Genomic DNA, 22,658 nt, shown 5'->3' with positions numbered 1-22,658 from the left:
CTCGGACGCTCCGACTTTCGTCGATGATCACGTTCGGGGGCCGGGTGCGGCGCCGTGCGGTGCGTAGATTTGTCGAGTGTGAAGAGTCGTACGCAGCCCGCGGGCACCGCAGACGTCGGGACCGGGGCGGAGCCCGTGGCCCGCAGGCAGTGGTTCCTGCCGTCGGCGGTCGCCGCCGAGCTCGATCCGGACCGGGCCACCGGCAGGACCGGGCGGTACAAGCGGACCGTGCGCGACTGGATGGTCGACTTCGCCTGCTTCCTGATCGCCGTCTTCCTCGGCCTCGTCATCAGCGACGAGGTGCAGCACAACCCCACCGTCTCCGACGGCTGGGCCGCGCTCGACCATCTGCTCGGCGCGCTCGCCTGCGCCGGGGTGTGGCTGCGCAGGCGCTGGCCGGTGGGGTTCGCCGTCGCGATGGTCGCCGTCAGCCTGCTGTCCAACACCGCGGGCGGCGCCGCCCTCGTCGCCTACTTCACGCTCGCCGTGCACCGGCCCTGGAAGTACTCCGCCTGGCTCGTCGGCGCCGCCGTGGTGCTGATGGTGCCCTTCTACTGGTGGCGGCCCGACCCGGACCTGCCCTACGTCCTCTCGATCGTCCTCACCTCGCTGTTCGCCGCGACCACCGTCGCCTGGGGCATGTTCGTGCGCTCCCGGCGCCAGCTCCTGCTCGCCCTGCGCGACCGCGCCCGGCGCGCCGAGAACGAGGCCGCGCTGCGCGCCGAGAAGGCCCAGCAGCTCGCCCGCGAGGCCATCGCCCGCGAGATGCACGACGTCCTCGCCCACCGGCTCACCCTGCTCAGCGTGCACGCGGGCGCCCTGGAGTTCCGGCCCGACGCGCCCCGCGAGGAGATCGCACGCGCGGCCGGGGTCATCCGGGAGAGCTCGCACGAGGCGCTGCAGGACCTGCGGCAGGTCATCGGCGTCCTGCGCGGCGGCGACGCGGACGCGTCGGGACGGCCGCAGCCCACCCTCGCCGCCCTCGACACGCTCGTCGCCGAGTCCCGGGAAGCCGGCATGAAGGTCGCCCTCGACGTGCGCGTCCCCGCCCCGGAGTCGGTGCCCGCCGCGATCGGCCGCACCGCGTACCGCATCGCCCAGGAGGGCCTGACCAACGCCCGCAAACACGCGCCCGGCGCCGAGGTCACCGTCGTCGTCGCGGGCGCGCCCGGCGAGGGCCTCACCCTGTCCGTGCGCAATCCGCCGCCCCCCGGCGAGGTGCCGCAGGTGCCCGGCTCCGGTCAGGGCCTCATCGGCCTCACCGAACGCGCCGCGCTCGCCGGCGGACGCCTCACCCACGGCGGCGGCCCCGGCGGGAGCTTCGCGGTCGAGGCCTGGCTGCCCTGGGCCTGACGGCCGGGCTGTCGTCAGGGCGGCGGCCCGGCTGCTGTCGGCCTGACGGCCGGACTGTCGTGGACCTGACGACCTGGTGGCTTCGCTTCCGCACACCTTCTGTACGATCAGCCGCCACACAACGGAGAGTCGGAGGGCGGAGATCGTGACGGGGGAGAGCCCAGTGGGGTCGTCCGGCGGTGCGCCGGGGGACATACCGGGGGACAGCGGGGCGGACCGGACGCACGGCGCGGACGCCCAACGGCTCGCACGGGTCCGGCGGTTCGTCAGGACGCGGCGCGGTGCCGTCGCCACCGGCCTCGCCGTCGCGCTGCTCGCGGGCGGCCTCGGCACCTGGGCCACGGACACCTGGCCCTTCGACGGCCGGGACCAGTACTGCTGGGGCGCCTGGGAGCAGGACAGCGGGCCCGGCGTCCTCGGCGACGAGGGCTTCACGGGCGAGGACGGCCGCAGCCGTACGTCCACGGGGACCGCGCCGACGCCCGGCTCGCCGCGCGGCGAGTGCCGACTCACCGTCAGCTCCAGCCACACGTACAGCGACGGCGACAAGGAGCGGCAACGCACCACCGTCCGGGTGCGGTACGGCCCCGCGCCCAAGCCCGCGGGCGAACGTGTCAGCTGGCTCGGCGGCTATCTCGCCGACCGCGCCATGCCCCTGCCGGGCGGCCTGCCCGGCACCGCCGACGGCAACCACGGCATCCTCGTCCTGCCCGAGCGCTGCGACACCCGCGACGGCCGCCCGACCGCCGTCACCCTCGACGCCCACGAGGAGACGGACGCCGGCGACACGGTGCCCGACATCCCCGACCTCGGCGGCTCCCAGGCCGTCGCCGAACTCCTCGTCGCCGCCGCCAACAAGGGGATGAAGGCCGCCGGTTGCGCCGGGTCCGAGCCGCTGCGCGTCAGCTCGGCGGTGCCGGAGCTGCCGGAGCGCGCGGACACCTTCTCCCGCGGCCCCGTCTGCCGCATCCCCGGCCTCGACGTCGCCGCCGACCTCACCAAGGAGACCGCGATGCGCCTGGAGTACCAGGTCGGCGCGGTCAACCGGGACATGCAGTCCTGCTCGGCGCGGATCGGCCGCTCCCTGCGGCTCGGGGAGCGCACCGACCAGCCGCTGTTCGACGCCGTGATGGTGCGCGAGCCCCGGCTCACCCGGCTCCTCGACGGCGCGGCCGGGACCAGGGCGCCCGCCAAGGGCTGGCGGGGCACCGGCGACTTCGCCGCCGACCGGCGGTTCGTCCGCGCCGGGTGCGCGGGCCGCCCGACGGCGTTCCTGCTGCTCGGTACGCCTACGGGAGCCACGTCCGACTACTTCGCCACGTTCACCAACGCGGTGGCGCGGCGCCTCGGCTGCGCACCCGTCGCGCCGACCACCGACGCGGAGGGGAACCGTCGATGAGCGACATGGAGAAGGACGAGAAGGTGGGGCAGGGCGAGGGCACTGTGGGTGAGGGGGCAGCCGAGGGCGGAGCGAGCGGGGCGAAGCCCGGTGGTGACGTGCGTCCGGGCTCGGTGGACAGGCCTGACGGCGACGTGCGTTCGGGTTCGGCGGGGAAGTCCGGCGGTGACGTGCGTCCGGGCTCGGCGGGGAAGTCCGACAGTGAGGTGACTCCCGGCTCGGCGGGCAAGGCCGAGGGGGAGGTGACTCCCGCCCCGGCGGACAAGCCGCTGGGCGTCGTCGCCGCCGCCATCGCCGCCGCCCCTGCCCCCTGGTGGCACTGGCGCAGCTTGCGCCGTCTCACCCGTGGGCGCCGGAGGCGTGCCGTCGCCGCCGCGCTCGCGGGGGCGCTGCTCGGCGGGACCGTCGTGGCCTGGCAGGCCGATGCGGGGCCGTTCGAGCGGGAGCGGGCGTGCTGGGGCGCGCTCGACGAGGACGACGTCGCGGACCTGTTCCACGGCAAGCGGGACATCGCGTACTCCCAGATGGACATCGGTTACGACCGCATCGCCTCGGACGGGCCCTCCGGCCGGTGCGAGCTGCGGTCACCGCGCGGCCACCGCGTCCGTGCCCAACTGCACCGGCTCGACACCCGGTTCGGCGGCGACCGCGACGTGTGGGCCGACGAGTACCTGTCCGCGCGCATGACACCCCTGGGCGGCGGGCTGCTCGGCATGGTGTCGGACACGCGCGCGTGGCTCGCCGTACCGGAGGGCTGCGTCGGCCGCGCCCCCGACCGGGACGGACCGCTCGTCGTCGACATGGAGGCGGGCTGGACGACGTACCGCGACCCCGTCGACACCGACGAACGCGCCCGGCTCGCCCGCGCCGTCGTCAAGCTCGTCAACCACTACATGGACGACCAGGGGTGCGACAGCGACCTCCCCGACCCCACGGACCGCCTGGCCGCCCCCGCGCGGTTCATCGACGAGAAGCCCGGCGCGTTCTGCGGCGTCAAGGGCCTCAGGCTGCCCGGCTCAGGCGAGAGCAGCCGGTACGAACGCCCGCTGGTGAGCGGCGGCGGTGGCCCGGTGCGGACCTGCGACCGGGACGTCCTGTTCGGCCACCCGAAGCTGCGCCTGATGACGGTCGAGAGCTCCCGGCTCTCGGCGCTTTACCACGGGCTCTCCTTCGAGGGCGGCCGCCGGATCACGGCCGAAGGGGACACCAAGGACGAGACGCGGGGGCGCGGTTTCCTGCGCGAGGACATGGCGCTCTACCAGGCCTCCTGCCAGACCGGCGACGTCACCTTCCTGATCCGTTCGGACGACGGCGGCCGGGCCGCGGACATCCGCAGGCTCATGCCGCGCTACGTCGCCGCGGAGGCCGACCGGATCGGCTGCGGGCCGCTGCGCCTGAGGCTCCCGGCGTGAGGGGGCCCGGGCGTGCCGAGGGGGCACGCGAGGCTGGTTACGGTAGGCGCATGACACCGATCAGGCTGCTGCTCGTCGACGACGACCCGCTGGTCCGCGCCGGTCTTTCCTTCATGCTCGGCGGCGCCGACGACATCGAGATCGTGGGGGAGGCGGGCGACGGCAGCGAGGTCGCCGCGCTCGTCGCGGAGGTCCGGCCCGACGTCGTCCTGATGGACATCCGGATGCCCACGATGGACGGGCTCGCCGCCACCGAGGCCCTGCGCAAGCGGCCCGACGCCCCCGAGGTCGTCGTGCTCACCACCTTCCACGCCGACGAGCAGGTGCTGCGGGCGCTGCGGGCGGGGGCCGCCGGGTTCGTCCTGAAGGACACCGCGCCCGCCGAGATCGTCGCGGCGGTACGGGCGGTGGCCGCGGGCGAGCCGGTCCTCTCGCCCAGCGTGACACAGCAGTTGATCTCGCAGGTGGCCGGGGGCGGCCCCGAACTCGACCGGCGGCGGCGCGCCCTCGACCGGCTCGACGTGCTCGGCGACCGGGAGCGGGAGGTCGCCGTCGCCGTGGGCAAGGGCGCGTCCAACGCGGACATCGCCGCCGAGCTGTACCTGAGCGTGGCCACCGTGAAGGCCCATGTCTCCCGCGTTCTGACCAAGCTCGACCTGAACAACCGCGTCCAGATCGCCCTGTTGGTCCACGACGCGGGCCTCCTCAACGACGACTGACCGGCCCCGCCCGTCAACGGCCCGCGGGCGCGGGTACGTTGGCGGCCATGACGGATGACAAGGGGCGGACGGCCGTGGCCCACGACGGGGCGGGAGTGCCCGTGCTCGACCTGGACCTCGCTCGCAAGACCCTGGACGCCCAGCCCTTCAGCCGCCTGGTGCGCGCCGAGATCACCGCGTTCGGGGACGGCGCGGCCACCCTGGAGATCCCCATGCGCGGTGAACTCCGCCAGCAGAACGGCTTCGCGCACGGCGGCGTGCTGGCGTACGCGGCCGACAACAGCATCACGTTCGCGGCCGGGACAGCGCTCGGCCCCGCGGTCCTGACGTCCGGCTTCACCATCCAGTACGTGCGCCCCGCGACCGGCGCCCGTCTGGTGGCCCGCGCGACGGTGGCGGAGGCGACCCGCCGTCAGGCCGTCGTCCGCTGCGACGTGTTCGCCGTGGCCGACGACGGCGCCGAGTCGCTGTGCGCGCTGGCCCAGGGCACGGTCCGCGCCACGTCGACCTGAGCCGCGCCCGCCCCTGAGCCGCGCCCGCCCCTGAGGCCAGGCCCGGCCGGCCCCTCAGCCCCCGTCGACCTCCGCGAGCCGCACCGGCCGCCGCTCGGCCCGCGACCGCTCGCACGCTTCCGCGATCCGCAGCGCGTGCAGCGCCTCACGACCGTCGCAGGGGTTGGCCCGCTCGCCGCGCACGACCTCCACGAACGCGGCCAGCTCCGCCTCGTACGCGGGCGCGAAGCGCTCCAGGAAGCCGGGCCACGGCTTGTCGGGAGCGGGCGGGCCGTCCGGCTCGGCCGAGGTGAGCGGGGTGCGGTCGTTGACGCCGACCGCCACCTGGTCGGCCTCGCCCGCGAGTTCCATGCGGACGTCGTAGCCCGCTCCGTTGCAGCGCGTCGCCGTGGCCGTGGCCAGCGTGCCGTCGTCGAGGGTGAGCAGCACCGCGGCCGTGTCGACGTCGCCCGCCTCGCGGAACATCGCGGGTCCGGCGTCGGAGCCGGTGGCGTACACCTCCACCACCTCACGGCCCGTCACCCAGCGCAGGATGTCGAAGTCGTGCACCAGGCAGTCGCGGTACAGGCCGCCGGAGAGCGGCAGATACGCGGCGGGCGGCGGCGCCGGGTCCGACGTCATGGCCCGCACCGTGTGCAGCCGGCCGAGGCGCCCGGCCCGCACGGCGTCGCGGGCCGCCGCGTACCCGGCGTCGAAGCGCCGCTGGAAGCCGAGCTGGAGCACCGTGCCCGCCGCCTCGACCTCCGCGAGCGCGGCGAGGGTGCCGGGCAGGTCGAGGGCGATCGGCTTCTCGCAGAACACCGGCAGACCGGCCCGCGCCGCCCTGCCGATCAGCTCCGCGTGCGCCGAGGTCGCCGCCGTGACGACCAGGGCGTCCACGCCGGAGCCCGCCGTCCCCACCGCGAAGAGCGCGTCCACCGAGGGCGCCGCCTCCGCGCCCACCCGGGCCGCGAGGTCCGCCGCCCGGGCGGCGTCCACGTCCGCGACGACGAGTGAGTCCACCCCTGGATGGCCGACCAGGGCAGCCGAGTGGAAAGTGCCGATACGTCCCGTTCCGATCAGTCCGATGCGCATGGGCACACCTTCGCGAGGCACCCGCGCTCCTGTCAATGCTTTGTCCTGACAACAGAACTTCCGAACTTCCCGTCATCATCTCCCCGGACTACGCTCACCCCGTGACCGATCCAGCCGCGGCCAAAGCCGCCAAACCGGCCGTGGACCCCACGGTGGCCCTGCACCTCGGCGTCGACCGCAGCAGCCCGGTCCCGCTGTACTTCCAGCTGTCGCAGCAGTTGGAGGCGGCGATCGAGCGCGGCGCCCTGACCCCCGGCAGTCTCCTCGGCAACGAGATCGAGCTCGCGGGCCGCCTCGGCCTGTCCCGGCCCACCGTCCGCCAGGCCATCCAGTCGCTCGTCGACAAGGGCCTCCTGGTGCGCCGCAGGGGCGTCGGCACCCAGGTCGTGCACAGCCAGGTCAAGCGCCCGCTGGAGCTGAGCAGCCTCTACGACGACCTGGAGGCGGCCGGGCAGCGGCCCGAGACCCGGGTCCTGCGCAACGTCGTCGAGCCCGCGACCGCCGAGACCGCCGCCGCCCTCGGGGTCGCCGAGGGCAGCGACATCCACCTGGTGGAGCGCCTGCGCCTGGCCCACGGCGAGCCGATGGCGTACCTGCGGAACCACATCCCGGCCGGACTGCTCCCGCTCGACACGGAGCGTCTGGAGGCCACCGGGCTGTACCGCCTGATGCGTGCCGCCGGCATCACGCTGCACAGCGCCCGCCAGTCCGTCGGCGCCCGCGCCGCCGGGGCCGAGGAGGCCGACCTGCTCGCCGAGCCGGAGGGCGCGCCGCTGCTCACGATGCGCCGCACGACCTTCGACGACACCGGCCGCGCGGTCGAGTTCGGCTCCCACATCTACCGGGCCTCGCGGTACTCCTTCGAGTTTCAACTTCTGGTGCGGCCGTAAGAATGTTCTGACAAAGTCATTGACGCTGGCCCGCTCCCGCCGTTAGAACTCCTCAAGCCGCATCGGCGCGGCCGAAGCCGCGATCCGCGGCCGGGAGAAGGGCGGACCCCTCATGCGTACAGCCCGCACGGCAGCAGCGCTCCTAGCGGTCATCGCACTCGCGGCAGGGTGCAGCGGCTCCGGAGGCAAGGACTCCGAGGACTCCGGGAAGTCCGGGGGCTCCGGTGGCCAGGCCGCCGGGACCCCACGCCTGAAGATCGCGATGGTGACGCACTCCGGCGAGGGCGACACCTTCTGGGACATCGTCCAGAACGGCGCCAAGGAGGCCGCCAAGAAGGACAACGTCGAGTTCCTGTACTCCAACGACAAGGAGGGCAAGGGCCAGGCGGAACTCGTCCAGACCGCGATCGACAAGAAGGTCGACGGGATCGTGGTGACGCTCGCCAAGCCGGAGGCGATGAAGGCCGTGCTCGGCAAGGCCCGCGTGGCCGGGATCCCGGTCGTCACGATCAACTCCGGCGGGGAGTTCTCCACCCGCTTCGGCGCGCTCGGCCACATCGGCCAGGACGAGTCCGTGGCGGGCGAGGCCGTCGGCGACGAACTGGACCGGCGAGGGAGGAAGAAGGCCCTGTGCGTGATCCACGAACAGGGCAACGTCTCGCTGGAGCAGCGCTGTGCGGGTGTGAAGAAGACCTTCGACGGCACGGTGCAGAACCTCAACGTCGACGGCACCAACGCGCCCGGCGCCCAGTCGTCCGTCAGCGCCAAGCTCCAGGCCGCCAAGGACATCGACGCGGTCGTCACCCTGGGCGCGCCGATCGCGGCCGTGTCCGTGAAGGCGAAGGAGGACGCGGACAGCGAGGCGGAGGTCGACACCTTCGACCTCAACGCCGAGGTGGTCAAGCGGCTCAAGGCGGGCGAGGTCGGCTTCGCCGTCGATCAGCAGCCCTACCTCCAGGGCTACCTCGCGATCGACGAGCTGTGGCTGTACAAGTCCAACGCGAACGTGATCGGCGGCGGCAAACCGGTCCTGACCGGTCCGGCCGTGGTGACCAAGAAGGACGTACCGAAGCTGGAGAAGTACACCGCCCGCGGTACCCGATGACCACACGGCTGATCCGTGTGACCGATACTTGGGCGGCCGGGTCCGGGCAGCGGGCCCGGCCGCACCGAAGAACACAGCAAGCACTGCAAACCGAATCGGCGCCGCGAACGCAAATGTGGACGGCTCCGTGCGCACCGCAGGCACAGCAGACACTGGACAGCAAGAAGGGCACGACGTCGTGGCAAGGGTTCGGACTGGAGTACGTGCGGTGGGTGCCGTGCTTGTGGCGGTGCTCGGGGTGTCCCTGGCGGGATGCAGCAGCACCGGCGGCAAGCGCGCCGAGGACGCCCGCAAGGCGCAGCAGGCACAGGGCAGGGCGGCGGTGAACACGCCGCGCTGGACGTTCGCGATGATCACGCACTCGGGCGACGGCGACACGTTCTGGGACATCGTGCAGAGCGGCGCCAAGCAGGCTGCCGTGAAGGACAACATCAAGTTCCTGTACTCGCACCACGACGAGGCGCAGCAGCAGGCACAGCTCGTGGACGCCGCGATCGACAAGAAGGTCGACGGCATCATCGTCACGCTGGCCAAGCCGGACGCGATGAAGGCCGCCGTGGCCCGCGCGACCAAGGCCGGGATCCCGGTGATCACGGTGAACTCGGGCTCGGCGGAGTCCAAGAAGTTCGGCGCCCTGACCCACATCGGCCAGGACGAGACGATCGCGGGCGAGGCCGTCGGCGAGGAGCTGAACAAGCGCGGCAAGAAGAAGGCCCTGTGCGTCCTGCACGAGCAGGGCAACGTCGGCCACGAGCAGCGCTGCGAGGGCGCCAAGAAGACGTTCGACGGCGATATGCAGAACCTGTACGTCGAGGGCACCAACATGCCCGACGTGCAGTCCTCCATCGAGGCCAAGCTCCAGTCCGACAAGGACATCGACGCCGTGGTCACCCTCGGCGCGCCCTTCGCCGACACGGCCGTGAAGGCCAAGGACGGCGCGGGCAGCAAGGCCGAGATCGACACGTTCGACCTCAACGAGAAGGTCGCGGGCGGCCTGAAGTCCGGCACGCTCGGCTTCGCCGTGGACCAGCAGCCCTACCTTCAGGGCTACGAGGCCGTGGACCTGCTCTGGCTCTACAAGTACAACGCCGATGTGCTCGGCGGCGGCAAGCCGGTCCTCACCGGACCGCAGATCATCACCAAGGACCAGGCCGCCGAGCTGGAGGAATACGCGAAGCGGGGGACCCGATGAGCGCGACCGCACCTGCACCCGCACCGTCACCGCAGCGGCCCGAGAAGGCGGTCGACGAGCGGCTTCTGAAGACCTCGCCGCTGAAGAAGTTCCTGGGCCGGCCAGAGCTGGGCTCCGTCGTGGGCGCCGTGGCGGTGTTCCTGTTCTTCGCGGTCGTCGCCGACAGCTTCCTGCGCGCGGCGAGCCTCGCCACCGTCCTGTACGCGGCCTCCACGATCGGCATCATGGCGGTGCCGGTGGCGCTGCTGATGATCGGCGGTGAGTTCGACCTGTCGGCGGGCGTCATGGTGACGACGTCCGCGCTGATCTCGTCGATGTTCAGCTACCAGATGACGGCGAACGTCTGGGTCGGCGTGGGCGTGTCCCTGCTCGCCACCCTCGCCATCGGCGTCTTCAACGGCGTGATGCTGATCCGCACGGACCCGCCGAGCTTCATCATCACGCTCGGTACGTTCCTGATGCTGACCGGCGCGAACCTGGGCTTCACCAAGCTGATCAGCGACACCGTCTCCACCAAGTCGATCTCCGACATGGAGGGCTTCTCGTCCGCGAAGGACGTGTTCGCCTCCACGATCACCATCGGCGGCGTCGACTTCAAGATCACCATCGTGTGGTGGCTCGCGATGATCGCGGTCGCCACCTGGATCCTGCTGCGCACCCGCGCCGGCAACTGGATCTTCGCGGTCGGCGGCGGTGAGCAGGCCGCCCGCGCGGTCGGCGTGCCCGTCGGCAGGACCAAGATCGGCCTGTACATGGGCGTCGCCTTCGGCGCCTGGGTCTCCGGCCAGCACCTGCTCTTCAACTACGACGTCGTGCAGTCCGGCGAGGGTGTCGGCAACGAACTGATCTACATCATCGCGGCCGTCATCGGCGGCTGCCTGATCACCGGCGGCTACGGCTCGGCGGTCGGCGCCGCGGTCGGCGCCCTGATCTTCGGCATGACCAGCAAGGGCATCGTGTACGCCGAGTGGAACCCGGACTGGTTCAAGTTCTTCCTCGGAGCGATGCTGCTCCTCGCGACCCTGCTCAACGCCTGGGTCCGCAAGCGCGCGGAGGCGACGAAATGACCACTGAGGCCGTGGCCAGGGAAGAGACGGCCCCCGCGGACCGTACGCCGCTGGTCGAGCTCGACGCCGTCAGCAAGTACTACGGCAACATCCGGGCCCTCGAGGGCGTCTCCCTCGAAGTGCACGCCGGGGAGATCTCCTGCGTGCTCGGCGACAACGGCGCGGGCAAGTCCACCCTCATCAAGATCATCGCGGGTCTGCACCAGCACGACGCGGGCAGCCTGCGCGTCGAGGGCGAGGAGACCAAGCTCTCCAGCCCCCGCGAGGCCCTGGACCGCGGCATCGCCACCGTCTACCAGGACCTGGCCGTCGTCCCGCTGATGCCGGTCTGGCGGAACTTCTTCCTCGGCTCCGAGCCGACGAAGGGCACGGGCCCGTTCAAGCGCCTCGACGTCGACCTGATGCGCCGGACGACGCACGCGGAGCTGCTCCGCATGGGCATCGACCTGCGCGACGTGGACCAGCCGATCGGCACCCTCTCCGGCGGTGAGCGCCAGTGCGTGGCGATCGCCCGCGCCGTGTACTTCGGCGCGAAGGTCCTCGTCCTGGACGAGCCCACCGCCGCGCTCGGCGTGAAGCAGTCCGGGGTCGTCCTCAAGTACGTCGCGGCCGCCCGTGACGCGGGCCTCGGTGTGGTCCTGATCACCCACAACCCGCACCACGCCTACCTGGTCGGCAACCGCTTCGTCCTCCTCAAGCGCGGTGCGATGTCGGGCAGCCATTCCCGGGACGAGATCACGTTGGACGAGCTGACCCGCCAGATGGCGGGCGGCTCCGAGCTGGACGACCTCCGTCATGAACTGGAACGGGCTCCCGAGCCCGACCTCGGCGCCCCGTAGGCCGGGGCGGGCCTCGTAAGGGGCGCGGGGAACTGCGCGACCAGCCCCGACAAAGCCGCAGACGCGTCTGCCGATGACCGAGCAGACGCGTCTGCGGCTCTTCTCTGGCTGAGCGCGCAGTTCCCCGCGCCCCTGGGGAAGCCCGGGTGCCCGCACCCCGGAAGTGCGGGGCGCCTCACCACCCGGGGGCCGACCGGGGCGCCTCACCACCCCGGTCCCGTTGTGCGCGCCCCCGCGAGCGTGAGGCAGAATCGGCCCGATGAGCACCTACCGCGACCTCACGCACCGCGGCTCCGCACGAGCCACCGTTCTGCGGACCGTGGGCACGCGTGAGCGCCGATCCCATCTGACGGCGCCCCGCGTCCCCACCGTCGGCATCGACATCGGCGGCACGAAGGTGATGGCGGGCGTCGTGGACGCCGACGGCAACATCCTGGAGACGCTGCGCACCGAGACGCCGGACAAGTCCAAGAGCCCGAAGGTGGTCGAGGACACCATCGTCGAGCTGGTCCTGGACCTGTCCGACCGGCACGACGTGCACGCCGTCGGCATCGGCGCCGCGGGCTGGGTGGACGCGGACCGCAACCGCGTCCTGTTCGCCCCGCACCTGTCCTGGCGCAACGAACCCCTGCGCGACCGCATCTCCGGCCGCCTCGCGGTGCCCGTGCTCGTCGACAACGACGCGAACACCGCCGCGTGGGCCGAGTGGCGCTTCGGCGCGGCCCGCGGCGAGGACCACCTGGTCATGATCACGCTCGGCACCGGCATCGGGGGCGCGATCCTGGAGGACGGCCAGGTCAAGCGCGGCAAGTTCGGGGTCGCGGGCGAGTTCGGCCATATGCAGGTCGTGCCCGGCGGTCACCGCTGCCCGTGCGGCAACCGCGGCTGCTGGGAGCAGTACAGCTCCGGCAACGCCCTGGTGCGCGAGGCCCGCGAGCTGGCGGCCGCGGACTCCCCGGTGGCGTACGGCATCATCGAGCGCGTCAAGGGCAACGTCCCCGACATCACCGGGCCCCTCATCACCGAGCTGGCCCGTGAGGGCGACGCCATGTGCGTCGAGCTGCTCCAGGACATCGGCCAGTGGCTCGGCGTCGGCATCGCCAACCTCGCCGCCGCCCTCGACCCGTCCTGCTTCGTCATCGGCGGCGGCGTCAGCGCGGCCGACGACCTCCTGATCGGCCCGGCCAGGGACGCCTTCCGCCGCCACCTCACCGGCCGCGGCTACCGCCCCGAGGCCCGCATCGCCCGCGCCCAGCTCGGCCCCGAGGCGGGCATGGTGGGCGCCGCCGACCTGGCCCGGCTCGTCGCCCGCCGCTTCCGGCGCGCCAACCGCCGCCGCGTCGAACGCTACGAGCGGTACGAGCGCTACGCCGAGGCCCGCCGCTCCAACGACCGCACCGCCCAGGGGACCCAGTAGATGACCGTGCCCCGCCAGCCCTCGTCCCCGGACCTGCCGGGCCCGCCCGGACCGGGTGACGCGGAGCAGCGCCCTCCGGAAGACCGCCGCCACATGCTCCGCCGTCGCTGGCTCACCGCGACGATCATCGTGCTGCTCATCGGCGTCCCCGCCGTGTATCTGCTGATCTCCGCGAACCAGAGCCGCGACAGCGGCCGCGACAAGGAGAAGAAGTACTCCGCGACCGGCCTCACCGCGGGCTGGCCCTCCAAGGTCCAGCGCCGCCTCTACGACGTGCCGATCCCGCCGTACTCCGCGGAGGTCGCCTACTACGAGACCAACAACTGGCGCACCAGCCGCCTGTACGTCCAGTTCCTCACCAGCAACGAGGGCCTCGACAAGTTCCTCAGGGCCACCGGCACCGGCAAGGGCGTCAGCGCCCTGAAGAAGAACGACATCACCATCAGCAAGCGCGACCGCAAGGTCGTCGGCTGGGAGTTCACCGACCCCGGGCCCTGGTGGGGCCTCACCCACAAGATGAAGAACCCCACTCCCACCCAGGACATCGTCGTGAACCGCTCCGACCCGAAGCACCCCATGGTGTACGTCGTGTCGACGACGACGCCGTAGCGGCGCCGCGCACGAACGGGCCGAGGCCGTGACGGGACACGTCACGGCCTCGTAGCATGTCGGGATGATCCTCAGCCGCAGCACCTGTGCCACCGGAAGCCTCCGGGTCCGCGCACTGCCGTCGCACGCCTGTTGTTGATCCGCGCTCTCCTCTCTTTCCTCTCGGTACGGCGCTCCTCGTCCCGCGCGCCGCTCGCTTCCCTGACGGCGTACGGCGCTTCGCGCACTCGGAAAAGACCGTCACGCCCGCCGCGGAAGGCTGCCCTCATGACGCCCACGGAACCGATCACCGAAGCCGCCTACGACCGTCGTCGACTGCGCCAGTGGCTCGCGGGCGAGGCCCGCGCCGCCGGGGTGGCCCGCCGCGACGTGCTGCGCCTCGCCGCCGCCGGTCTCGCGGCAGCCGTGCCCGTCGCCTGGCCCGCCCCGCGCGCACGGGCCGCGACCGCGCCGGGCATCGTCAAACCGCTGCCCGACGACGTGTTCACGGTGCGCGGCACGAATGCCGAGACCCGCTTCGAAGCACTCGCCGACACCGGCCATCTGACCCCCGCCTCGCACTTCTTCGTACGCAACCACACCACCACGCCCCGCCCGGACGCCGCCGCGTGGCGGCTCACCGTGTGGGGCGACGGACTCACCGGTGGCGCACGGGAGTTCACGCTCGCCGACCTGAAGCGGCTGCCGTCGACGGCGCGCACGGCGTTCGTGGAGTGCGCGGGCAACGGCCGGAGCCTGTTCCAGACCCAGCAGGGCCAGCCGGTGTCGGGCACGGCCTGGACGCTCGGCGCCATCGGCACCGCACGCTGGCGCGGGGTCCGGCTCGCCGACGTCCTGCGCCGCGCGGGCCTCTCGTGCCGGGCCGTGGACGTCATGCCCCGCGGCCTGGACGACGACTACGTCACGGCCGACGGCACGAACCTCGGCCGGGTGCGGCGCCCACTGCCCCTCGCCAAGGCCCTGGACGACGTCCTCCTCGCGTACGAGATGAACGGCGAGCCGCTGCCGCCCGACCACGGCCACCCCGTGCGCGTCGTCGTGCCCTCCTGGACCGGCATCGCGTCCATCAAGTGGGTCGGCGACATCGAGGTCTCGACGACACCGCTCTACTCGCCCTGGAACACCGACTTCTACCGCCTGTTCGGCCCGCACTTCCCGGCCGAGGGCTCACCGCCGCTCACCCGCCAGACCCTGAAGTCGGCCTTCGAACTCCCCTGGAACGCCACGCTCCAGGCCGGAGCCCGGCACCGCCTCACGGGCCGCTCCTGGTCGGGCGACGGCGCCGTCGCCCGCGTCGACATCAGCACCGACCACGGCGGTACCTGGCACCGCGCCCGCCTCCACGACATACCCCGGCGCGGCTCCTGGGTGCGCTGGTCCACCGAGTGGCGGCCGCGCACGCCCGGCCCCGCGACACTCCTCGCCCGCGCCACGGACACGACCGGGCGCAGCCAGCCGCCGACGACGGTCCACAACACCCAGGGGTATCTGTTCGACGCGGTGGTGCGGCATCCCGTGACGGTGACGTGAGGCCGGGGCGGGGCGCTCAGGCGTCGGCGCCCCGCCATCTCTCGTACGCCGCCACCGCCACCGCGAGGTCCTCCCAGGCCATGCCCGCCGACTTGAACAGGCGCGGGCGGGCCTCCTCGACGGGCACCTCGCCGCGGGCCAGCTCGCGCAGGGTGCGCAGCCGCCGCAGGTCGAACGCGGCGGTGGCGACCGCCTGCACGATGTCGCCGCACTCCCGCATCGCCACGGACCGGGACTCGGCGACGACCGTGGCCCGGCCGAGGAGGCGTTCGTCGACCTCGCGGGCGTCGGGCTCGTGCGAGCCGACCGCGGCGACGGTCGCGTGCGGGGCGAGCAGCGAGCTGTCGAACAGCGGCTCGCGCGCCGTGGTGCAGCAGCACACCACGTCGGCGTGGGCGACGTCCTTCGGCGCCGCGGCCGCCGCCGCGAGTCCCGCCGCCCGGCACCGCTCCACGAACGCGGCCACCCGCCCCTGGTCGCGCCCGACGACGTCCACGTGCGCGAGGCCGGGACGCACCGCCCGTACCGCCTCCACATGCCCCCACGCCTGCGGCCCCGTCCCGAACACGAGCAGCCGCCGGACCTCCGGCGCGGCCAGGCGCCGGATCGCGGCGCCGGACACCGCGGGCGTGCGCCGCGAGGTGAGGGCGATGCCGTCGAGCAGGGCGAGCGGCTGGTGGGTCACGCCGTCGAGCAGGAGGTACAGGCCCTGGATGCGGGGCAGCCCGCGTTCGGGGTTGGCGGGGGTCACGGTCGCCACCTTCACGCCCGCGTACGAGGCCGTCGACGACGGCATGAGCAGCAGCTGACCGCCCGTCACACCGACGACGGACCGCGCGGGTTCCGCCTCGGGGTCGAGCCCGCCGCTCGCGAGCACGTCCTCGACGGCGTCGACGGCGGCCCCCATCGGGACCAGGCGGTCGAGCGTGGCGGCGTCGAGATGCGGAAGGGCCGGGTGGGGCGGGAGGGGGTTCTGTGGCGCGGGGGATTCGAGGTGCGGGGTCATTCGGTGATCCTCACCGCGGACGCCGCACCGAAACACCGGGGCGAGCCGGGCCCGTGGGACCGCGGGAACGGCGGTCGTGACCAGCGCGGGAGCGGTTGGTCAGGCGTCGGAGCCGTGCGGCACTATGGCCAGGTGCACATCATGATGCTCGGGCCCTTCGAGGTCCGGACCGCCACCGGGGCGGCGGTGGAAGTGCCGGGCACTCGTTTGCGCGCCCTGCTGTCCGCGCTCGCCCTCGAACCCGGCCGGGTCGTCACCCGGCCGAGGCTCGTGGACTGGATCTGGGGGGACCGGCCGCCCGCGGACGAGGCGAACGCCCTGCAGGTGCTCGTGTCCCGGCTGCGCAGGGTGCTGCCGGACGGGTCGGTCGAGGCGGAGTCCGGCGGGTACCGGCTGGCCGTGGCGCCCGACGCCGTGGACGTGAGCCGGTTCGAGCAGCTGCTCGGCCGGGCGCGCGCCGCCGACGACGTGCCGCGGCGGGCGGAGCTGCTGCGCTCGGCCCTGGAACTGTGGCGCGGCACGGCGCTCGCGGACATCGCGCCGCACGGCAGCGACGCCTTCGTCGCCGCGGCAACCCGCCTCGACGAACTCCGCCTCGCCGCGCTCGCCGACCGGGTGGACGCGGACCTCCGCCTCGGCCGCGGCGCGGACCTCGTCTCCGAACTGACCGAGCTGGTCGCCACGCACCCGCTGCGGGAAGGCCTCGTCGCCGCGCTGATGCGGGCGCTCGCCGAGGCGGGCCGGGGCAGCGAGGCCCTGATGGCGTATCAGAAGCTGCGCGAGCGGCTCGTCGACGCGCTGGGCGTGGAGCCCTCGGCCGAACTCTCCGCACTGCACACCGCGTTGCTGCGCGGGGACCTGGGCGAGCGTGGCGGCGCCCGACGCCGGCACGGCGAGCGCGCCGGGTCCACCGACCGCACAGACCGCACCGACCGTGCCGAGCGCCGCGAGCAGGGCGAGCAGCACGACCGGCGCGGCGGCCGGACGGAGCCGGAGCGGCCCCGCACCAACCTGCGCGCCGGGCTGACCAGCTTCGTCGGCAAGGACGAGGACGTCGCCGCGGTCGCCGACCTCGTCACCGAGCACCGCCTCGTCACCCTGACCGGACCCGGCGGCTCGGGCAAGACGCGCCTCGCCACGGAGACCGCGCGGCGGATGCTCGAAGACCTCCCGGACGGGGCCTGGCTGGTCGAGCTGGCCTCGGTGCGGGCGGGCGGGGAGCTGGCCCAGGTCGTGCTCACCGCGATCGGCCTGCGCGACCAGGCGCTGGTCGGCGGCGGCGCGGGCGGCGACGGAGGCGGGGACCCGGGCGGGGACTCGATGGACCGGCTCGTCACGGCGGTCCGGGACCGCGCGCACCTGCTGGTCCTCGACAACTGCGAGCACATGATCGAGGCGGCCGCGACCTTCGCGGACCGGCTGCTCGGGGAGTGCCGGGGCCTGCGGATCCTGGCCACGAGCCGGGAGCCGCTCGGCATCACCGGCGAGGCGCTGTGGCAGGTGGAGCCGCTCGCCCTGCCCGGCGCAAGCGCGGACCCGGCCGCGGTCGGGGCCTCGCCCGCGGTGCTGCTGCTGCGGGACCGGGCCGGCGCGGTGCGCAAGGACATCGTCTTCGACGAGCCGACCCTGGCCGCCATGGCCCGCATCTGCCGGGCGCTCGACGGCATTCCCCTCGCCATCGAACTGGCCGCGGCACGGCTGCGCACGATGTCCGTCGAGCAGCTTGCCCTCCGGCTCGACGACCGCTTCCGGCTGCTCAGCAGCGGCAGCCGCACGGCACTGCCCCGGCACAAGACCCTGCGCGCGGTCGTGGACTGGAGCTGGGACCTGCTCACCGAGGCCGAGCGGAGCGTGCTGCGACGCCTCTCGGTGTTCTCCGGCGGCGCGACGCTCGACGCGGCCGAGCGGGTGTGCGGGGGCGAGGCCCCGGGCGGGGAGCAGGTCCTCGACGTGCTCACCGCGCTGATCGAGAAGTCCCTGCTGCTCGCCGACGACACGGCCGTGCCGCGCTACCGGATGCTGGACACCATCAGGGAGTACGCGGCGCACCGCCTGGCCGAGGCCGGGGAGACCGAGTCGGCCCGCCGGGCGCACCTCGCGCACTTCACCGACCTCGCCGCGACGGCCGAACCGCACCTGCGCCGGACCGAGCAACTGGAGTGGCTCGCCGTCCTCGAGGCCGAGCACGACAACATCAACGCCGCCCTGCGCGGCGCCATCGCGGACGGCTGGGCCCACGAGGCGATGCGGCTCGTCGGACCCGCGGGCTGGTACTGGTTCCTGAGCGGACGCAAGGCCGAGGGCACCGAACTGAGCGTCGCCGCGGCTTCCCTGGACGGTCCCGTGCCCGACGACGTGCGCGCCATGGCGTACGCCGTCGTGACGCTGTTCCTGACCTCGGGCCAGGGTGACCAGTACGCGGCGCAGGAATGGATCCACAAGGCATACCGGTACGCCCGGCGCGGGACGAGCCGCCACCCGCTGATGGTCATGGTCGACCTGATGGAGCGGATGCTGGCGGAGCCGCTGGAGTTCCTGGCCGCGTTCGAGCCCATGCTCACCGACGAGGACTCGTGGGTGCGCGCCCAGGCCCGGCTCAACCGCAGCCGGCTGCGGCTCACCATCGGCCGCGTCGAGCCGGACACGGACACGGACATGGAGATCGCCCTGGCCGAGTTCCGGGCCCTCGGCGACCGGTGGGGGATGTCGCTCGCGCTGATGTCCCTGGCCGACCGGCTCGCCCAGCGCGGCGCGTTCGCCGAGGCCTGCGAGCACTACGAACAGGGGATCACGGCCCTGACCGAACTGGGCGCGATCGAGGACGCGATCGGTCTGCGGGCGCGCCAGGCCCAGCTGTACTGGCTGCTCGGCGACGAGGCGGCGAGCGCGGCCGCCATGGCACAGGCGCAGGCCTGCGTGGACCGGGTCGCCTGGCCGGACGCGCTGGCCGGGCTCGTCCTCGCGAAGGCGCAGCTGGCCCGTTGGCGCGGGCGGCGGGAGGAGGCGTACGCGCAACTGGACGCGGCCCGGCCGCTGCGCGTCACCGGGACCAGGGGCTACCTCCGGGTCGTGACCCAGGACTTGTACGGCTACCTCGCCGAGGACATCGAGGAGGCTCGCGGCCACTGGGCCGAGGCCTTCCGCGAGGCGGTGAAGCTGGGGCACCTGCCGCTGCTCGCGCACGTGCTCGTCGGCCTCGCGCAGCTCGCGCTGCGCCAGGGTCAGCACGAGCGGGCCGCGGCGCTGCTCGCGGCCGGTGACAGCGTGCGGGGCACACCGGACCGCTCACAGCCGGACGTCGACCGGATCACCGCACAGGCCCGCGCCCACCTCGGCGAACCGGCGTTCGCCGAGGCGACCCGGGCAGGCGGGGCGGGGGACTGGCGCGAGCTGGCCGAGGCCGTCCTCGCGGGGTGAACCCGTCACGGCCGCGGCCGTGAAGGTCTGCGGCGGTTTGGTGGAGGCGCCCACCCCCGTCGGTGCGCATGTGTGCGATGTGGCAGCGTGGAGCGGGTGAGCGAGACGAACACTGCAGCCCTGCAATACCGCTTTGACGGGCCGGAGGACGCCCCTGTCCTGGTCCTCGGCCCCTCCCTCGGCACCACATGGCACATGTGGGACCGGCAGGTGCCCGAACTCAGCAAGAACTGGCGGATCATCCGCTTCGACATGCCCGGACACGGCGGCGCCCCCGCCCACCCCGTGGACTCCGTCGGTGAACTCGCCCGCCGCGTGCTCGCCACGCTCGACGAACTCGGCGTGCAGCGCTTCGGGTTCGCGGGCTGCGCCCTCGGCGGCGCCATCGGGGCCGAACTGGCGCTGCGCAACCCGCACCGCGTCGCCTCGCTCGCACTCATCGCCACCTCGCCGCGGTTCGGCACCGCCGACGAGTTCCGCCAGCGCGGTGTGATCGTCCGCACCAACGGCCTCGACCCCATCGCCCGCAGCTCCCCGGAGCGCTGGTTCACGCCCGGCTTCGCCGCCGCCCAGCCCGCCATCACCGACTGGGCCGTGCAGATGGTGCGCACCACCGACCCCGGCTGCTACATCGCCGCCTGCGAGGCGCTCGCCGCCTTCGACATCCGCGCGGAGCTGGCCAGCATAGGAGTGCCCACCCTCGTCCTGGTCGGCTCCGAGGACCAGGTGACCGGCCAGGGCGAGGCCCGCACCCTCGTCGCGGGCATCCCCGACGCCCGCCTCGCCGTGGTGCCCGGCGCCTCCCACCTGGCCCCCGTGGAACAGCCCGGCGCGGTCACCGACCTGCTCGTACGCCACTTCTCCAGCGCCTGGCAGGCCGCCCCCGACACCCACGGCACCGGCCAGCACGCCATCACCGCGCCCCCCGTCAAGCCCGTGCTCGCGCCGCCCCCGGCCGCGCCGGTCGCCGAGATCGCCGCGGTCGAGCAGCCCGTGGCGACGGACGCCCGCCCCGACGCCTACGCGCAGGGGATGAAGGTCCGCCGCGAGGTACTCGGCGACGCGCACGTCGACCGGGCCATGGCCGCCGCCGACGAGTTCTCCGCGGACTTCCAGGACCTCGTCACCCGCTACGCCTGGGGCGAGATCTGGAACCGCCAGGGCCTGGACCGCCGCACCCGCAGCTGCGTCACCCTCACGGCCCTCGTCGCGGGCGGCCACCTGGACGAGCTGGCGTTCCACACCCGCGCCGCGCTCCGCAACGGCCTCACCCCGGCAGAGATCAAGGAAGTGCTGCTGCAGGCCGCGGTGTACTGCGGGGTCCCGGCGGCCAACAGCGCGTTCCGGGTCGCCCAGCAGGTGATCCGCGAGGAGACCACTCCGCAGGAGTAGCGGGGCATGTCCTCCTCGGGGCCGCCCCGGTCGGCTCCGGTCGGCCCCGAGGAGCAGGATGGGGGCATGACGACGTCTCACATCAAGCTCACCAAGAAGTCCCACGCGTGTGTGCGCCTGGAGAAGGACGGCCGCCTCCTCGTCATCGACCCCGGCGGCTTCAGCGAGGACGACGCCGCTGCCGGGGCCGACGCCCTCCTGGTCACGCACGAGCACCCCGATCACTTCGACGAGCGCCATCTGCGCGCCGCCCTGGAGGCCGACCCGGCCACCGAGCTGTGGACCCTCGCGTCCGTCGCCGACCAGCTCGCGGCGGCCTTCCCGGGGCGGGTGCACACCGTCGGCCACGGCGACACGTTCACGGCCGCCGGGTTCGACATCCAGGTCCACGGCGAGCTGCACGCCGTGATCCACCCGGACCTGCCCCGCGTCACCAACGTCGGCTACCTCGTCGACGGCACCGTCTTCCACCCCGGCGACGCGTTCACGGTGCCCGAGCACCCCGTGGACACGCTGATGGTCCCGGTGATGGCCCCCTGGAACAAGATCTCCGAAGTCATCGACTACGTACGGGAGGTCAAGCCGCGGCGCGCCCACGACATCCACGACGCCCTCCTCACCGACCTGGCGCTGCCGATCTACGGCGGTCACATCGGGCGGCTCGGCGGCACGGACCATGTGCGGCTCGCGCCGGGGGAGTCGGCCGAGGTGTGACCGCGCGGGGCGGGGCGGCGGGGCCGGGCGGCGTCGGGGGCGGGGGATCCGGGACTGTCAGTGGCGGCGGGTAGGTTGTTTCCCATGCGCATCGCGACCTGGAACGTGAACTCGATCACCGCCCGCCTTCCCCGGCTCCTGGCCTGGCTGGAGAAGACCGGCACGGACGTGCTGTGCGTCCAGGAGACCAAGTGCGGCGCGGAGCAGTTCCCCGCCGAGGCCCTGCGCGAGCTGGGGTACGAGTCCGCGGTGAACGCCACGGGCCGGTGGAACGGCGTCGCGCTGATCTCCCGCGTCGGCCTCGCCGACGTCACCACGGGCCTGCCCGGCGGCCCCGACTACGACGACGCGCAGGAGCCCCGCGCCATCTCCGCGACCTGCGGCCCCGCCCGCGTCTGGTCGGTCTACGTGCCCAACGGCCGCGAGGTCGACCACGCCCACTACGCCTACAAGCTCGCCTGGTTCGACGCCCTCAAGGCCGCCGTCGCCGAGGACGCGGCCGGGTCCCGGCCCTTCGCCGTCCTCGGTGACTTCAACGTCGCGCCGACCGACGACGACGTCTGGGACCCCGCCCTCTTCGAAGGCGCCACCCACGTCACGCCCGCCGAGCGCGGTGCCCTCGCCGCCCTCCGCGAGACCGGCCTCACGGACGTCGTCCCCCGGCCCCTCAAGTACGACCGCCCCTACACGTACTGGGACTACCGCCAGCTCGCCTTCCCCAAGAACAAGGGCATGCGCATCGACCTCGTCTATGGCAACGAGGCCTTCGCCAAGGCGGTGTCCGACTCCTACGTCGACCGTGAGGAACGCAAGGGCAAGGGCGCCTCGGACCACGCGCCCGTGGTGGTCGACCTGGATCTGTGACCTTTCCCCGACCCCGCCCCCTCCCGAAACCGGGGCTCCGCCCCGGACCCCGTTGTCGGCGCTTCGCGCCTCGTCCTCGAAGGCCGGACGGGCTATGGACAGCCCCTCCGGCGTTTGAGGAGCGGGGGTCTGGGGGCGGAGCCCCCA

19 protein-coding genes are annotated in these 22,658 nt (G+C 73.4%); 17 read left to right on the top strand and 2 right to left on the bottom strand.

Annotated elements, in window-relative coordinates; genetic code table 11:
• The first annotated feature begins 78 nt into the window (after positions 1-78).
• The 5 genes from ACZ6BG_RS36785 (at position 79) to ACZ6BG_RS36765 (ending at position 5,395) form a co-directional block, all read left to right on the top strand.
• Positions 79-1,353 carry a sensor histidine kinase gene (locus tag ACZ6BG_RS36785; RefSeq protein WP_469010077.1) on the top strand — a complete coding sequence of 425 codons (1,275 nt, stop codon included), beginning with the start codon at positions 79-81 and terminating at the stop codon, positions 1,351-1,353.
• 163 nt (positions 1,354-1,516) lie between these two features.
• The gene (locus ACZ6BG_RS36780) at positions 1,517-2,752 is read left to right on the top strand and encodes a hypothetical protein (protein ID WP_469010075.1); all 1,236 of its coding nucleotides are present in this window, start codon (positions 1,517-1,519) and stop codon (positions 2,750-2,752) included.
• Positions 2,749-4,164: a hypothetical protein gene (locus tag ACZ6BG_RS36775; protein WP_469010072.1), complete on the top strand. Its 1,416-nt coding sequence runs from the start codon at positions 2,749-2,751 to the stop codon at positions 4,162-4,164. The genes ACZ6BG_RS36780 and ACZ6BG_RS36775 overlap by 4 nt, the downstream gene beginning before the upstream one ends.
• Positions 4,165-4,214: 50 nt before the next feature.
• Positions 4,215-4,883, top strand: a complete 669-nt coding sequence (locus tag ACZ6BG_RS36770; protein WP_469010069.1) for a response regulator — start codon at positions 4,215-4,217, stop codon at positions 4,881-4,883.
• 47 nt (positions 4,884-4,930) lie between these two features.
• Complete coding sequence (locus ACZ6BG_RS36765; protein ID WP_469010068.1) at positions 4,931-5,395, top strand: PaaI family thioesterase; 465 nt, start codon at positions 4,931-4,933, stop codon at positions 5,393-5,395.
• A gap of 54 nt (positions 5,396-5,449) precedes the next feature.
• Here ACZ6BG_RS36765 and ACZ6BG_RS36760 read toward each other — a convergent pair whose 3' ends face one another.
• The gene (locus tag ACZ6BG_RS36760; RefSeq protein WP_469010066.1) at positions 5,450-6,469 is read right to left on the bottom strand and encodes a Gfo/Idh/MocA family protein; all 1,020 of its coding nucleotides are present in this window, start codon (positions 6,467-6,469) and stop codon (positions 5,450-5,452) included.
• Positions 6,470-6,609: 140 nt separating this feature from the next.
• Here ACZ6BG_RS36760 and ACZ6BG_RS36755 point away from each other — a divergent pair, with 140 nt between their 5' ends.
• From ACZ6BG_RS36755 to ACZ6BG_RS36720, 8 genes are all read left to right on the top strand, one after another.
• Positions 6,610-7,359: a GntR family transcriptional regulator gene (locus ACZ6BG_RS36755; protein ID WP_469010249.1), complete on the top strand. Its 750-nt coding sequence runs from the start codon at positions 6,610-6,612 to the stop codon at positions 7,357-7,359.
• Positions 7,360-7,471: 112 nt separating this feature from the next.
• Positions 7,472-8,464: a sugar ABC transporter substrate-binding protein gene (locus tag ACZ6BG_RS36750; protein ID WP_469010064.1), complete on the top strand. Its 993-nt coding sequence runs from the start codon at positions 7,472-7,474 to the stop codon at positions 8,462-8,464.
• Positions 8,465-8,642: 178 nt separating this feature from the next.
• The gene (locus tag ACZ6BG_RS36745) at positions 8,643-9,656 is read left to right on the top strand and encodes a sugar ABC transporter substrate-binding protein (RefSeq protein ID WP_469010063.1); all 1,014 of its coding nucleotides are present in this window, start codon (positions 8,643-8,645) and stop codon (positions 9,654-9,656) included.
• Positions 9,653-10,723 carry an ABC transporter permease gene (locus ACZ6BG_RS36740; protein WP_469010061.1) on the top strand — a complete coding sequence of 357 codons (1,071 nt, stop codon included), beginning with the start codon at positions 9,653-9,655 and terminating at the stop codon, positions 10,721-10,723. Before ACZ6BG_RS36745 ends, ACZ6BG_RS36740 begins: the two co-directional genes overlap by 4 nt.
• On the top strand, positions 10,720-11,562 hold the full coding sequence (locus ACZ6BG_RS36735; protein ID WP_469010057.1) for an ATP-binding cassette domain-containing protein: 843 nt from the start codon (positions 10,720-10,722) through the stop codon (positions 11,560-11,562). The genes ACZ6BG_RS36740 and ACZ6BG_RS36735 overlap by 4 nt, the downstream gene beginning before the upstream one ends.
• 259 nt (positions 11,563-11,821) lie before the next feature.
• Positions 11,822-12,979, top strand: a complete 1,158-nt coding sequence (locus tag ACZ6BG_RS36730) for an ROK family glucokinase (protein ID WP_030361870.1) — start codon at positions 11,822-11,824, stop codon at positions 12,977-12,979.
• A complete protein-coding gene (locus ACZ6BG_RS36725; RefSeq protein WP_468454465.1) occupies positions 12,980-13,588 on the top strand; it encodes a sugar kinase in 609 nt (202 codons plus the stop codon).
• A 267-nt stretch (positions 13,589-13,855) separates the two neighbouring features.
• The gene (locus tag ACZ6BG_RS36720; protein WP_469010053.1) at positions 13,856-15,118 is read left to right on the top strand and encodes a sulfite oxidase; all 1,263 of its coding nucleotides are present in this window, start codon (positions 13,856-13,858) and stop codon (positions 15,116-15,118) included.
• A 16-nt stretch (positions 15,119-15,134) separates the two neighbouring features.
• On the opposite strand, the gene ACZ6BG_RS36715 is transcribed toward ACZ6BG_RS36720, so the two are convergent.
• Positions 15,135-16,124, bottom strand: a complete 990-nt coding sequence (locus ACZ6BG_RS36715; RefSeq protein ID WP_469010051.1) for an ornithine cyclodeaminase family protein — start codon at positions 16,122-16,124, stop codon at positions 15,135-15,137.
• 132 nt (positions 16,125-16,256) lie between these two features.
• Between ACZ6BG_RS36715 and ACZ6BG_RS36710 the strand changes: the two genes are divergently transcribed.
• The 4 genes from ACZ6BG_RS36710 to ACZ6BG_RS36695 all read left to right on the top strand — a co-directional run bounded on the left by ACZ6BG_RS36710 (position 16,257) and on the right by ACZ6BG_RS36695 (position 22,511).
• Positions 16,257-19,541: an AfsR/SARP family transcriptional regulator gene (locus ACZ6BG_RS36710; protein ID WP_469010049.1), complete on the top strand. Its 3,285-nt coding sequence runs from the start codon at positions 16,257-16,259 to the stop codon at positions 19,539-19,541.
• 96 nt (positions 19,542-19,637) lie between these two features.
• Positions 19,638-20,933, top strand: a complete 1,296-nt coding sequence (gene pcaDC, locus ACZ6BG_RS36705; protein ID WP_469010045.1) for a bifunctional 3-oxoadipate enol-lactonase/4-carboxymuconolactone decarboxylase PcaDC — start codon at positions 19,638-19,640, stop codon at positions 20,931-20,933.
• An 81-nt stretch (positions 20,934-21,014) separates the two neighbouring features.
• On the top strand, positions 21,015-21,647 hold the full coding sequence (locus ACZ6BG_RS36700) for an MBL fold metallo-hydrolase (protein WP_469010244.1): 633 nt from the start codon (positions 21,015-21,017) through the stop codon (positions 21,645-21,647).
• Positions 21,648-21,731: 84 nt separating this feature from the next.
• Complete coding sequence (locus ACZ6BG_RS36695; protein WP_469010043.1) at positions 21,732-22,511, top strand: exodeoxyribonuclease III; 780 nt, start codon at positions 21,732-21,734, stop codon at positions 22,509-22,511.
• Positions 22,512-22,658: the final 147 nt, after the last annotated feature.

The sequence above is a fragment of the Streptomyces sp. NPDC041205 genome (assembly GCF_055591765.1).
The sequence above is the reverse complement of the archived record's forward strand: the minus strand, read 5'-3'. Positions and strand labels throughout refer to the sequence as shown.